Source organism: Nostoc sp. UHCC 0252, from assembly GCF_034931145.1.
Lineage (GTDB): Bacteria > Cyanobacteriota > Cyanobacteriia > Cyanobacteriales > Nostocaceae > Nostoc.
In genome coordinates this window covers 111037-124808 of the sequence record NZ_JAYGHE010000005.1, presented here as the reverse complement: position 1 = coordinate 124808, position 13772 = coordinate 111037, and the positions used below count along the sequence as shown (strand labels likewise).

The window sequence follows — 13772 nt, the reverse complement described above, 5'->3', positions numbered from 1 at the left end:
AATAATGAAACTTCCTGATTTTACTTGGTGGCGAAATCGCTATATACGTTTCCTCATAACTGCTTTATTAGTGATAATGACTGCTTGTCAGATGCAGGTAGAAAATACTAAAAATCTGCAATCTGTGGCTGCTAATTTTACCCCAGTTACAATTGAAACCTGTGGTATTACTATTACCTACAAACAACCACCAAAACGTGTAATTACTCTCAACCAACCTGCAACAGAAATCATGTTAGCACTAGGTTTAGAGGCACAGATGATTGGTACAGCTTATCTAGACGATCGCATTCTGCCAGAATACCAAAAAACCTACTCTCAAATTCCTGTCATTGCCGATAAATATCCCTCAAAAGAGGTCTTATTAGGTGCAGAGCCAGATTTTGTTTATGGGTCATTTCCAGGGGCTTTTGGTAAGGATGCTATCGGTGGACGTAAAGAGTTACTTAGCTTAAATATTAACTCATATTTGGCAGCAGGAGCTATAGAAGTTTGTCCACAAAAAAGAGCTTTGGTAGAAAATATTTATAGTGAAATTCAGGATATTGGTAAGATTTTTGGAGTAAGCGATCGCGCTGTTAAATTAATTGCTGCTTTAAAACAAAAACTGCAAGATACTCAAACAAAATTGGGCAAAGTGAATCCTCCCAAACCTGTCTTTTGGTATGCTAGTGAAAGTCCACCTTACACTGTCACTGTTGATAGTTTACCAAATCAAATGTTGGAATTTGCGGGAGGTCGGAATATATTTCAAGAAAAAGCTCAAGGTACTTATATAAGCGTTAATTGGGAAGATGTAATTAACCGTAATCCCGAAATAATTATTCTGAGTGACGCGAGTTGGTCGCCTGCGAAAGAACAGCGACAATTGTTTCTCACAAATCCAGCCTATGGAAAAATTAGCGCAGTCCAAAAAGATAAATTTATAGTTATTGATTACAGCTACAGTACATCCGGTGTCAGGTTTGCTCAAGGAGTTAAAATATTAGCTCAATCCTTGTATCCAGAAAAGTTTAAATGATAAATTGTCAATGTTAATAGAATACATTTTGGCAAAATTTTACATGAATTTATCAAAATACGTGGTGTTCAGATCCTCGACTTTTCAAATAAGTCGGGTATCTTGTTTCTCTCGCATGATTGAAGATTGCTTTAGCGTAGTTTGACACTATGTCTTTTGACATAGGTAGTACTTTGACTTATTGTCACAGTATCTACTTTGTGGTGTAATTTACCGTCAACGGTGTGAGGATCGAGGGTGAAACAACATAGTTTATTTGCTTATCTGTGGCTAACTTCTACCATATCAATTTTTACTAATTTCCCTGTATACGCAGAAGAAATAGCGATTAAAGACATTCCTCAATTAAGTGAAATACAGCTTCCTCACACAAGCGTTAAAGACTTATTCGCACAGCAACAAAATCCAGTCATTCAAGTGACAGGAATACGTCTCAACAAAACTCCTAGCAATTTAGAAATAATATTAGAAACTCCTGCATCTGATAAGTTGCAAGTTACCACTAAAACTGAGGAAAATAACTTTATTGTCGATATTCCTAACGCGCAACTAAGTTTACCTGCTGGTAATTCATTTCGTCAAGAAAAACCATTTGCAGGAATTACAGAATTAGTCGTCACCAATCAAGATGCAAATAGTATCCGGGTAACAGTAACAGGTGAAACCGCTATACCAAAAGTTGAGTTAGATGACAGCGATGAAGGGTTAATTTTTGTCGTCATACCAGTCACATCACCTACTAGCGAAACACCACCAAATGAACCGATTGAACTGACAGTGACGGGGGAGAGCGATACATATTCAGTACCCGATGCTAGCACTGCAACAAGGACAGATGCACAACTCAGGGATATTCCCCAATCAATTCAAGTCATTCCCCGTCAGGTGATTGAAGATCGAAATGTTGTGCGTCTTTCGGAATTGGCGGATAACGTTAGTGGTGTACAACCAGAACGGGGATACGGGGGATTGTCGTCATTAGGATTTCGGGTGCGTGGGTTTCTCACCAATTTTGAAACTTTACGCAATGGCTTTCCCGATTATGGTTACTTCAGTCCGCGAGATGTGGCTAATATCGAGAGGTTGGAAATTCTCAAAGGGCCGGCGGCGGTACTTTATGGTGGTAGCCCAACACAGTATGCAGGTGGAAGTGGTGTTATTAATACAACTACCAAAAAGCCGCTTGTAGAGCCTTATTACAACGCGAGTGTAACTTATGGAAGTTATAACTTTTTGCGTCCGACTTTAGATATTAGCGGCCCACTGACAGATGATAAATCAGTGCTGTATCGTTTGAACGTCGCCTATGAAAGTTCTGACAGTTTTCGTGATTTTGTTGAGTATGACAGCTTTTTTATCTCCCCTGTGGTAGAGATCAAAGTAGGCGATCGCACTAAACTCACCTTTGAATACGAACACCAGAAATATAACTTTGTTTTTGATAATGGTTTTCCTATTGAGCCAGAAGTTCTCCAACTTGGGCGCAATCGATTTTTAGGAGAACCCAATTTTGCTAATGGGGAAGTGACATTTAACTCATTAACCTATAGATTAGAACACGAATTTGACGACAACTGGAAATTTCGCCAAGGATTTAATGTCCTCAGTGCTAATTTGAATGACGCAAGACAGGTATCTCCTGGTTCTTTGCGAGAAGATCGTCAGACATTAGACCGTTCTTTTTACGCTTCGGATGAGGAACACGAAAATATCACTCTCCAAAACGAAATTTCTGGCAAGTTTTCTACTGGTTCTATTCGCCATAATGTGCTATTTGGAGTAGATTTAGCTCGAAATTTATTTAACTACATTTTTGCCCCAGACCTTGAACTATCAATAAATATTTTTAACCCGCAATATGGTGGAACTCCTACTCCTGTAGAAGATGGTTCTCCCTTTGGTCGAAAAATTGTCTCCGAGAATGTTGGTTTATTCGCGCAGAACTTAATTGAACTTACACCTAATTTCAAAGTTTTATTAGGTGGTCGCTTGGACTTTAATGATTACAGTCGTCAAGGCCGTGTGAGTGGCGATATTCTCGATAAACAATCAAATACTCGATTTTCGCCGCGAGTTGGAGTTATATATCAACCAAGCGATGCTACTTCGCTTTACTTCAATTGGTCTAATGGTTTTTCTCCCCAATTTCAAGCCAGAAGTCGGACAACTGAAGAATTTGAACCGCAAACTACCCAGCAATTTGAGGTAGGGGTGAAACAGAATTTTCTTGACAATAAACTTTCTGCAACTTTGGCATTCTTTCAAATTACCAAGCAGAATGTATTGACACCAGATCCAGTAGACGATTTATTTAGTATCCAAACGGGAGAACAACGCAGTCGAGGTATTGAATTAGATATTGCAGGTGAAATATCACCAAGTTGGAAAGTGATTTTCAACTATGCTTACATTGATGGCGAAGTGACAAAAGATAATGTGATTCCTGTAGGAGACAGATTATTTGGTGTCCCAGAACATAGCGCTGGATTGTGGACAACTTATGAGCTGCAAAGTGGTAGTTTGCAGGGATTAGGATTTGGTGCTGGATTGTATTTTGTTGGGGAGCAGGAGGTGGATTTACCGAATACGTTTCAACTTCCAAGTTATTTACGAGCGGATGCTTCTATCTTTTATCGACGGCAAAATTATCGATTTGCAGTCAACTTCAAGAATATTTCAAATGTTAAATATTATGAGGTTGATGGGTATAGTATTGACCCTGCACCACCGTTTACAGTGTTGGGAACAGTGTCAGTTGAGTTTTAATAGGTAAAAATTTTTAACGCAGAGGAACGCAAAGTTAAGCCAGTGCGTTGGGCGGGCAATGCCCGACTTGAAGCAACTGGCGTAGCGCAAAGGAGCGCAGAGGTTTCTAAAGTTAATTCGTTACGATTTTGTTGTCTTAAGAGGATTTGAAGAGGGTTGTGTGTGAGTAAATTACATCGCCGGATCTGGATATTTAAACCCTTTGTTGCAGTCTTAGCAGTGCTGATGCTGGGAATGGTTTCAGGGTGTGCAGGAAATGTCACTGCCCCAACTTATATTACCTCTAATGGAACACCATATACCCCATTTACACTTAAGAACTGTGATTTGACAATTACTTACAAACAACCACCACAACGTGCTGTCACCATGATGCAATCGGCGACGGAGGTCATGTTAGCGCTGGGCTTAGAAAAGCAGATGGTTGGTACAGCCTACCTGGATAATCCGATTTTGCCAGAGTACCAACAAGCATATTCCCAAATTCGCGTTTTAGCGCCAAAGTACCCGTCACGGGAAGTTTTTTTGGGAGTTGAGCCGGATTTTGTCTTCTCCACTGAGGAAAGCGCTTTTGCTAAAGAAGCACTTGGGTCACAGTCAGAGTTGCTAAAACTAGGTATTTCTTCTTATTTGTTGCCCATTGAATGCGATCGCCCAGAACTTAGACCTGAGCGCGTGACGATGGAGAATTTATATCAAGAGATCCGAGAAATCGGGCAGATTTTTGCAGTAGAACAACGAGCAGAAAAGTTAATTGTGCAACTGCGATCGCAACTCCAAGCAACCCAACAAAAGCTAGGGAAAGTGACAACCAAAAAGCGCATTTTCTGGTATGATTCTGAAGATCCTCCTCTAACTGCTTCTAACTGGGGAATACCCAATCATATTATTGAATTAGCCGGTGGAGAAAATATATTCAAAGATATCCAAGAAAAAAAAGCATGGGTAACAGTTAATTGGGAAGACGTGATTGCACGTCAACCAGATGTGATTGTTCTCATTGATGCTAACTGGTCATCTGCCGAAGAGAAGCGTCGATTACTTAAATCAAACCCTGCTTACTCTCAGTTAAAAGCAGTGCAACAAGATAAATTTATTGTCATCGGTTTTAGTTACACGATGCCAGGAATTAGGAATGTCGCAGGGGTGAGGCAGTTAGCAGAGGCTTTATATCCAGAGAGGTTTAAGTGAGCAGGGGAAGAATTTCTAATACCAATTCTGTATGAAGATGCGCTAAACCATATTTAAGTACAAGAAAGAAAAACGAACCGCATTCGCATAGCGTCTCGTAAGAGTTGGACACAAAGAAAGAAGTTAAAAGAGTTTGGCGCAGCCTCACAAAGAAATGGTATAAATCTTGACCAATGACCAATGACAAATAACCAATGACCAATGACCAATGACCAATGACCAATGACCAATGACCAATGACCAATGACAAATAACCAATGACTAATCTATTACCAAAGCAATTGAGAAAAAACAAGCAGCAACGCTACAAGCTGCTAATGGTAGCAATGATTGTCATATTGTTGGTTTCTCTGACGTTGGCGGTGATGATTGGGCCAGTGCCTATTCCTCCTTTGAGAGTATGGCAGATAGCTTTATCCCAAGTGTTTCCAAACATTACAGGAGACTGGACGCAAGCACAAGTTCAAATTGTCTGGCTGATCCGCTTTCCGCGTGTGCTATTGGCTTTTTTTGTGGGTGCTGGACTATCAGTGGTTGGTGTCATCATGCAAGCACTGGTGCGAAATCCCTTAGCTGACCCCTTTATTCTCGGTATTTCCTCTGGCGCATCGGTGGGTGCTGTTTTAGTTATCCTATTTGGTATTTTTTCCTTTTTTGGTGTGTATGCCCTGTCTTTTGGGGCTTTCCTTGGTGCGCTGTTAGCATTTTTTGTTGTTTTCTTTTTAGCACGACGACAAGGACACCTCTCCTCCACCCGCTTAATTTTAATTGGTGTAGCAGTATCGTCTCTGTTTGAGGCAGTAACGAGTTTCTTGGCTATCAAGGCTGGAAGTGGTGAAGCCACACGACGAGTATTGTTTTGGTTATTGGGAGGACTTTCGGGAACAACGTGGACAGACTTAATCCTGCCGGTGCTGGCTTTGTTCTTGGGAATCGGGTATTTGTTACTCCAGACGCGATCGCTAAATGCACTCCTCATCGGTGAAGAAACAGCGCGGACTCTGGGAACTGACACTGATCGCTTCCGTAAGCAGTTATTCCTAGTAACTTCACTGTTGACAGGTGTAATAGTTGCTGTCAGTGGTGTCATTGGCTTTGTTGGACTAATGATTCCTCACAGCGTCCGTTTCCTCGTCGGCTCAGATCATCGCCGGGTGTTACCTGTGAGTCTGCTGCTGGGCGGAATTTTCTTAATTTGGGCAGATGTTCTAGCACGTACCATTGTCGCCCCAGAGGAACTGCCCATTGGGATTATTACGGCACTTTTCGGCGCTCCTTTTTTCATTTGTTTGATACAAGGTAAAGGGGGTGGGAAATGAAATTAGAGGTGAAACACCTATCCTGGAGTACTGAGGGAAAGCAGATTTTACATGACATCAATCTGCAAGTGTCGTCAGGTGAGTTTGTCGGGCTGATTGGCCCTAATGGTAGTGGTAAGTCAACTTTGCTCAGATGTATGTATCGTGTCCTGAAGCCAGATAGTGGGGTGATAATCCTCAATGGTCAGAATATCTGGCATTTGAGTGCCCGTGAAATGGCACAAGCTACCGCAGTTGTTTTGCAGGAAGCATCTACTGAATTTGACTTTACTGTTGCAGAGATGGTGTTGATGGGGCGTAACGTCCATCTAGGGTTATTTGACCGCGAGACAGAAAAAGACCACTCCATAGTCTTCGATGCTTTGGTGCAGGTGGGAATGAATGACTTTGCAGAACGTAGTTTTATTTCCCTTTCTGGTGGAGAAAAACAGCGTGTATTAATTGCACGCGCCATAGCCCAACAAGCACGGTTTTTGATTCTCGATGAGCCGACTAATCACCTTGATATTCGCTATCAGTTGGAACTTTTGGAACTGGTAAAGGGGTTGGGTGTGACTACTATTGCAGCGTTGCACGATTTGAATTTGGCTGCTAGTTATTGCGATCGCATTTATGTTGTCAATAATGGAACAATAAGAGCAGTAGGAACGCCTCAAGATGTACTACAACCTGATTTAATCCGTGAGGTGTTCGGTGTGGGTTCAACAGTAGAAACTGACCCAAGTAATGGTAAGTTACACATCAGTTTCTTCTTAGATGCAAAAATAGGGAGCAAGAGGAATTCCCTTGCTCCTTAAATATTGCTTGCTATACAGTCACTACCTTGGGTTGAGGTTTAGTGAATAACTCAGCTAAATGATGTGGTTGGCGATCGCGCCAGTTCCCCTTATGATATGCATACCCCGCGATTAACGGGAATGCCACAGTCGCCTCAGAAAACACCATCTGTTCAGTAGCTTTATCTACCTTCCCCCAAGAATGAGCCTCTTTGAGAGTAGAACCAGATAAAGCCCCATCTCGCTCATCGGCGACAGTGACTTGAATTGTATACTTGTGCATACTCGTATCAAATCCCAGCATTTCCGCAGCTACCACCGTATCCTGGGCGAAGTTTTTCGGTACACCACCACCAATCATCACCAATCCGGTGTAGTTGGATGCTAGTTTACACTGCGTCAACTCCCGGAAGTCTCGCACCGAGTCAATGCTTAAATGAGATTCTGGAGAATTCCATTGGTGATGCACTAAACCAAAGCCAGCCGAACAGTCACTAAAAGCAGGGACAAAAATTGGTACTTGGTGTTGATAAGCAGCTTGCACTACAGATTGACCATAATTACCCCGGCGTTCTAAATAAACCGCCATCTGCTCAATAAATTCCCGTGAAGAATAGGGACGCTTCTCTAAATTCTCGGCGATTTCTGCGATCGTCATGTCACACACCCGCAGTTGATCTTCATCAATATAGGTGTCATATATGCGGTCTATTCGTTGCTGACGCAGTATCTCATCATCAGCAAAGGGGTCGCCAACATAATGACGATAACCCAACGCTTCAAAGAAATCTTGGTCAACAATGTTAGCGCCAGTAGACACGATCGCATCTACCATATTGTGAGTAATTAAATCGTGGACTATTCCCTTAAGTCCAGCACTAAACAAAGACCCAGCTAAACACAGAATAATCGTACATTCTTTATCTTGCAGCATTGCGTCATAAATTTTTGCTGCCCGCCCCAAATTTCGACCTTGGAAAGCTGTTTTACCCATAGCTTCCACTAAGCCAACAACATCGAAAGCTTTGATGTCAATTGGTTGCACAGTCTGTTGCAAAAGTTCTTCCCGATTCATGGTAGATTGTCCTTTTTATTGAAAATAAAAGTTATACGGTCTGCATAGCGACTAGAAGGCAAGTCTCGCCAACGTACTAGGCGCTTCGCAGTGGTCGTACCAGGACAAACCAGGATCAGATTGCCGTCTTTTATTTAACTTGACGTGCAATTTCCAGATACTCATGAGTTGGATGAAAGGACTGTTCAATTTTGCTACTAATGACTTTTTAAACACTACAATTCACCCATCATACTCAATTTACGCTAAACTAACAAGTGGTTGTCAAAACTCGCTCAATTTTCTCCAATGCCCAATCTATTTCATCTTGGGAAATAACTAAGGGTGGAGCAAAACGAATGACATTATCTCTAGTTTCTTTAGCTAATAATCCCTCTTTAGCTAAGGCTTTACAAAAACGTCTAGCACCACCAGCTTCGGGGTGCAATTCCATCCCAATTAATAACCCTTTGCCACGCACTTCCTTGATATATGAACTCTCAATTGATTGTAATTTCGTGATGAAATACTCTCCTAGTTGAGCAGCTTTTTCTGGCAAATTTTCTTCTATAAGAACATCCAGTGCTGCAATTCCAATAGCAGCAGCTAAGGGATTTCCGCCAAAGGTACTACCATGATCTCCTGGTTGAAATACACTCATCACTTCGTCAGTAGAAATAAACGCAGAAATTGGATAAAATCCACCAGATAAAGCTTTTCCTACAGTTATGCCATCTGGCTTAACATTCTCATATTGATGAGCAAACATTTTACCTGTTCTTCCCAACCCAGTTTGAATTTCATCAAAAACCAGTAATACATTATGATGGCGACAGATTTGTTCTGCTTGCTTTAAAAACCCGTTGGGAGGAACGATAATACCTCCCTCACCCTGAATTGGTTCTACCAAAAATGCAGCAGTGTTAGGAGTAATCGCTTTTTCTAAAGCCTCAGCATCACCAAAAGGGATAACTTTAAACCCAGTCGTCAAAGGGCCAAATCCATCTTGATATTGTTCTTCTGTAGAGAAACTGATTAAACTAATAGTGCGTCCAGAAAAATTATTACTACAAACAATAATTTCTGCTTGATTTTCTGGTACACCTTTTATTTTATAAGCCCATTTACGAATGGCTTTGATAGCCGTTTCCACAGCTTCGGCTCCCGAATTCATGGGTAGCACTTTTGGTAAACCAGAAATCTCAGAAAGCTTCTCATAAAATCTTCCCAATTGGTCATTGCGAAAAGCCCTGGAAGTTAGTGTAACTTTCTCGGCTTGCTCAATCATGGCTGCAAGGATTTTGGGATGACAATGACCTTGATTTAATGCTGAGTAAGCTGAAAGAAAATCTAGGTATTTTTTACCTTCTATATCCCATATCCACACTCCTTGCCCTTTAGTAATGACTACATCTAAAGGATGGTAATTATCAGCACCATATTGTTGTTCTATTTCAATATAATCCTGGGTATTCATAGTGTTGAGGTTGGGAATTCCCAGAGTTACGTTTGTTGCTTGCATATTTACTCCTGATAGCTTTGAGGGGTTGAAATAAGACTAGAAAATATCTGAAAGATTACCAATTGAATGAGACATTCAACAGGTATGAGCATAATTTGAAAAAATCCCGATCAGTTCTTCGTTTTATAGTTCCCAATTTCAGGGCGCTATTTACAATGAGAGCAATACTGCAACTCACTTTTATTCGGTCTGCATGTCAAAGATATACGCAACTTTGATACTGATGGATTTTTTATAAATATCTAAATAGCGGGTAATTATTGACCAGCCATTTCCTTTTCTTCCAGATACGCAACTTGTGTAGGACTTCTGCCTACTTTTAGTGAAGAAAACCAGTTGCCCACTCTGTCTGAATGTAAAATTTTGCTGGCATAACAACCAAGGGTGTAAACTACAATCTTTTTAATAATACTTTTATTTATATCCGCAATTCACAGATAAAAAATAAAAGTTGATAAACAGGCGCTGGGTATTCTAACTTAGAGACTTTTGTCTCATTCACAGTTGTACCAAAGTGCCGGATTTATGCTCTTGTTTCTACCTTACTTCTGATAGATAGCCTACAGAAGTTAAAGGCATAACTTAGTATATCACTGTTTGACATGAGAGCAATTATAAAATCCATTCTTTGTCCAACTTTTTAGACAAATACCTGTTTTTTTCCACAAACTCATTTTGCTGTGTACTTTTCCATCTGGCATAATCGCATCAGTCATAATAACCTGATGAAGGTTGGTTGAAATTAGATATCTTGCTCCGGTCAAATTGGCTTTTGTGAGGTTAGCTTTAGTCAAATTAGTCTGATTTAGATTGGTCTTACTCAAATTAGCTAAAGTCAGATAAGCTGATGTGAAGTTAGCATAACTCAAATCTGCCTGAGTTAGATTTGCTAATATCAGAAAAGATTCTTTTAAGCAAGTTCCACGCAGATCAGCTTCATTCAGATTAACATCCATCAAAGAAGCCCTACTTAAGTCAGCCCAACTAAGGTTTACTCCTCTCAAATTCACCCCTCTCATGTATATTCCTTGAAGGTTTACCCCACAGAAATTACGTTGTCCTGCTGCATACCTCTGCAATACTTCTTCTGCTTCCATGCTTATATTCTCCTTTGTTAACTTTCTTTAGGTAGCAGAATGCTAACAAAGACATCGGAAATTAAACAATTTTAGATAAATTATGATGACGGTTTTGTAAGATTTTTACTTATGGCTAATTTACTTAATTTCACAAATAAATTTTCATCTAACTATCTCAGTTCTAATTATCCGATGACTTCTGTTTATTAAGATTTTTAGTAAGTTGTACAATCCAGTTTGGAGTCTCTGCATTTTCCCAACCAGCAGGGCGCTTAGAGATATACCAGCCAATTGAACCAACAATTGTAGCTAGTAGAAAGCCCCCAAGTATTATTACCAGCAAAGAGATTTGGATATATTTTGTATATGTAGGATTAGTTGCTATCTCGATCAGGACTAACATTTAAGATTTCATCTCCTGTAAATACACCCACTCTAGCGATATCAAATTAAGAAATGCTGATTAGTATTAACTAGTAATGACTAAAAAGGAATTTCTTTCTTAATTCAAAATATTTGAGTAAAAAATCATGAGTAATATTTTTTTAAATATTCTTAACTAGCTAGAAAAAATTATCCTTTTACATTACTATCCAAACTATCAAATACAGATTAGCATTGAATTTCCAAACTCTCAATGCTGGGGTGGGGGATGAAAAGGTGAAAGATTATTTCAGCGCCTATGCCAGCAAAAAAATAAACAACCAGAAAAATCCAGCCATCACGTCTCACTTTCTTGAAACGCTAACTCCAACGAAAACGGTAAACACCCAGGATTAGTAGCTGCCCACTCGTTAGCTTCTGCAATTAGAGTTTTGTTACCTGAATCGAGATAAAATTGCATTTTGGCACTCTGCTCCAGTCTTTCGCGTTCTTTGCCCCCAATTAAACATCGTGCAATTAAGCAGTACTCTCTAGCTACACGCTTGGCGTGGGATGCTGCTTGGAGTCGCAACTTAGTCAGATTCTTCAGTTCTGACAAAGCGAGAGTTGCTGCTGAGTCGCCTGAAGATGTACTTTGATCGCTAACTTCGGCTTTTTGTGACGCTTCAGGCAGCACAATTGCAGGTGTAGATGCAGTAGGTGAAATACTGACAGAATTGATTAATAAGTTTTTGTTATTGTAATTTTCAGCCGCGCCGGGGTTAGAGGGGTATTTAAAATCCTTATCTGAATTACTTTCATTAACGTTTTGATCCAGTTGTATAATATTTGAATAAACTGATGAATTATCAGAATTATTGACAGATGAAGTTGAAGACAAATCTTCTGACTGTAATAAATTCAATTCTTCAGAATTAAAATTAGTTTCCTCAAATTCATCTTGTACCAGAGGTACAAACAATTCCCCTTCAGACACAGCAACTTCTTCAAAACTTGCTACTGCCTGCTGCCCTGTAAGGGCATCGGCAGCAGGAGGTAAGGATTTACAAAAAACCTTCATATAGTAAAAATGACCGTCATTTTGCTTTTGATAAGGATTTTCAACACTCTGTTTTGCAAATGAGTTTTGAAAGCTATTAAATTGCCCGTCATTGCTTGATTGATAAGGGTTTGAGCTATTTTCTACCCACGGGTCTAAGATGTAGCGCGTGGGATGCCACAAATGCAAGTGCTTTTGTAATGTCTCTTGTGAGATAGTTTTGTGAAAGCGGCGCTTGTATTCAGCACGTATCACTTTACCCCGTTCAGTAGCCCCTACTGGTAAGCCTCTATCCCACTCTATTGCCCTTACTACTATCTGGATGCGTTTTTGAGCTTGTTGGCTGCGTTCCCAGTTCTGTTGCTTACGACGGTCAAATGGGATTACGTTGTCTTTGGGTTTATCAATGCTGCTAATGCCTGCTATGGCTTCTGCAAATGTGTTGGCGAATGTACCCAATAGCCGTTCGGGATAACTAATGTAGGCGCTGTACCATTTGTTGCGAATTGTGGATTCTACCCAATGCCGCACTCTCGCTTCGATTTCGTGCTGGTGTCGGCAATATTGGCTGTAGCCGGGGGCGTTAATTGCGGTAGTAAGGCAAAATTCGACTAATTTATCACTCTCTAAGTCTAAAAAGACGATTCCGTAGCCTACGAAGATTTGTAGGAGGGTGTTTGTTTGTCCTTTTCCTGTCCAGCCTGTGGTGATGATTTCTTCCCAGTTGGCACGCCACTGTACAACGTCAGCAGATTCTTGCTTGCGATATCTCTCCCGTGAAATTTGTTTTTTGGCTTTGTTCGCTACCCGTTTTAGTTTGGTTAAATCTTGCCGACTTGCCGCGCGATCGCAATAGTCGAGGAAGATAGAAACTGAGTCACTAATTGGTTGTAGGTCATCATTCAGTAAAAATGAACCGCTACCCGGTTGCATGGGGCAACGGATGGCTTTGTAGTTGGTTATTTGTTTGGCACTATATGGTTTGGTGTTGGGGAAGATTTCTAGGTGTCCTTGGCGGAGGATAAAGCCTGCGTTTCTTAAGGTAATCTCTAGGGCGCAGGCTAGGGGAAAGGTGGGTAGGGGGGATGCGAAGCTTAGGATCAGGTGATAGCCGCCACTAAAGCTGGACTGGAGGATGATGATATCGACTATGCCGATGTCCTCTAGCGCTGCTTTGATGCGATTTATAGATTCAATGTTATGGTAGTCGCCAAAGAAGTCTAAATCGATTGTGGCGTAACGTGTTGTGTCGTTAAAGCGCAGACCTACTAGTTTCGACTTGTCTTGGTGCAGGTTCCACAGTTGGGAGGGTTGGAGGTAATAATCGATGGTGCGCCATGCTGGTTTTGCACCTTCTATTAAAGAAGGGGCAATTATCGCCCCAAATGGATGCCAAAAGCGCTCTACGTAGCGTTTACCCACGGATTCTGCGGGCAGGTGGGGTTTGATTTTCTTTTTTGAAGGCTGTGAAAGGCTTAATTGGGGCTTGTTCTCGACATCTGAAGAGAAATTTTCTTGGAACATGAGTGACTGTCCTGATGATTTTTGTGCATCAGGTAGCCTCGCTGTTGGTCAAAATGTGTTAGCCTAAATTTGAAATTTTATTTTGAATTAAGCGGTT

At 40.8% G+C, this 13772-nt stretch carries 10 protein-coding genes; 5 read left to right on the top strand and 5 right to left on the bottom strand.

Annotation, left to right across the window (positions count from 1 at the left end; genetic code table 11):
- The first annotated feature begins 4 nt into the window (after positions 1-4).
- From VB732_RS05035 to VB732_RS05015, 5 genes are all read left to right on the top strand, one after another.
- Positions 5-1021, top strand: a complete 1017-nt coding sequence (locus VB732_RS05035) for an ABC transporter substrate-binding protein (RefSeq protein ID WP_323229747.1) — start codon at positions 5-7, stop codon at positions 1019-1021.
- Positions 1022-1258: 237 nt separating this feature from the next.
- Complete coding sequence (locus tag VB732_RS05030; RefSeq protein WP_181927321.1) at positions 1259-3787, top strand: TonB-dependent siderophore receptor; 2529 nt, start codon at positions 1259-1261, stop codon at positions 3785-3787.
- A 162-nt stretch (positions 3788-3949) separates the two neighbouring features.
- Positions 3950-4978, top strand: a complete 1029-nt coding sequence (locus tag VB732_RS05025; RefSeq protein WP_323229746.1) for an ABC transporter substrate-binding protein — start codon at positions 3950-3952, stop codon at positions 4976-4978.
- A 257-nt stretch (positions 4979-5235) separates the two neighbouring features.
- Positions 5236-6297: an iron ABC transporter permease gene (locus VB732_RS05020; protein WP_323229744.1), complete on the top strand. Its 1062-nt coding sequence runs from the start codon at positions 5236-5238 to the stop codon at positions 6295-6297.
- Positions 6294-7094: an ABC transporter ATP-binding protein gene (locus VB732_RS05015; RefSeq protein ID WP_323229742.1), complete on the top strand. Its 801-nt coding sequence runs from the start codon at positions 6294-6296 to the stop codon at positions 7092-7094. Before VB732_RS05020 ends, VB732_RS05015 begins: the two co-directional genes overlap by 4 nt.
- A 10-nt stretch (positions 7095-7104) precedes the next feature.
- Here VB732_RS05015 and VB732_RS05010 read toward each other — a convergent pair whose 3' ends face one another.
- From VB732_RS05010 to VB732_RS04990, 5 genes are all read right to left on the bottom strand, one after another.
- Positions 7105-8148 (bottom strand): 1,9-bis(guanidino)-5-aza-nonane synthase, encoded by a 1044-nt coding sequence (locus VB732_RS05010; RefSeq protein WP_323229740.1) that lies wholly within the window; start codon positions 8146-8148, stop codon positions 7105-7107.
- 250 nt (positions 8149-8398) lie between these two features.
- Positions 8399-9649 carry an ornithine--oxo-acid transaminase gene (rocD, locus tag VB732_RS05005; RefSeq protein ID WP_323229739.1) on the bottom strand — a complete coding sequence of 417 codons (1251 nt, stop codon included), beginning with the start codon at positions 9647-9649 and terminating at the stop codon, positions 8399-8401.
- Between the two features lie 590 nt (positions 9650-10239).
- Positions 10240-10746, bottom strand: a complete 507-nt coding sequence (locus tag VB732_RS05000; protein ID WP_323229738.1) for a pentapeptide repeat-containing protein — start codon at positions 10744-10746, stop codon at positions 10240-10242.
- A gap of 163 nt (positions 10747-10909) precedes the next feature.
- On the bottom strand, positions 10910-11131 hold the full coding sequence (gene psb35, locus VB732_RS04995) for a photosystem II assembly protein Psb35 (protein ID WP_323229736.1): 222 nt from the start codon (positions 11129-11131) through the stop codon (positions 10910-10912).
- Positions 11132-11449: 318 nt separating this feature from the next.
- A complete protein-coding gene (locus VB732_RS04990) occupies positions 11450-13675 on the bottom strand; it encodes a hypothetical protein (protein WP_323229735.1) in 2226 nt (741 codons plus the stop codon).
- Positions 13676-13772 lie beyond the last annotated feature (97 nt).

Coding starts and splice junctions, on each gene's coding strand:
- VB732_RS05015 (WP_323229742.1), top strand. CDS start 6,294: ATGAAATTAGAGGTGAAACACCTATCCTGGAGTACTGAGGGAAAGCAG.
- VB732_RS05000 (WP_323229738.1), bottom strand. CDS start 10,746: ATGGAAGCAGAAGAAGTATTGCAGAGGTATGCAGCAGGACAACGTAAT.
- VB732_RS05020 (WP_323229744.1), top strand. CDS start 5,236: ATGACTAATCTATTACCAAAGCAATTGAGAAAAAACAAGCAGCAACGC.
- VB732_RS05010 (WP_323229740.1), bottom strand. CDS start 8,148: ATGAATCGGGAAGAACTTTTGCAACAGACTGTGCAACCAATTGACATC.
- rocD (WP_323229739.1), bottom strand. CDS start 9,649: ATGCAAGCAACAAACGTAACTCTGGGAATTCCCAACCTCAACACTATG.
- VB732_RS05035 (WP_323229747.1), top strand. CDS start 5: ATGAAACTTCCTGATTTTACTTGGTGGCGAAATCGCTATATACGTTTC.
- VB732_RS04990 (WP_323229735.1), bottom strand. CDS start 13,675: ATGTTCCAAGAAAATTTCTCTTCAGATGTCGAGAACAAGCCCCAATTA.
- psb35 (WP_323229736.1), bottom strand. CDS start 11,131: ATGTTAGTCCTGATCGAGATAGCAACTAATCCTACATATACAAAATAT.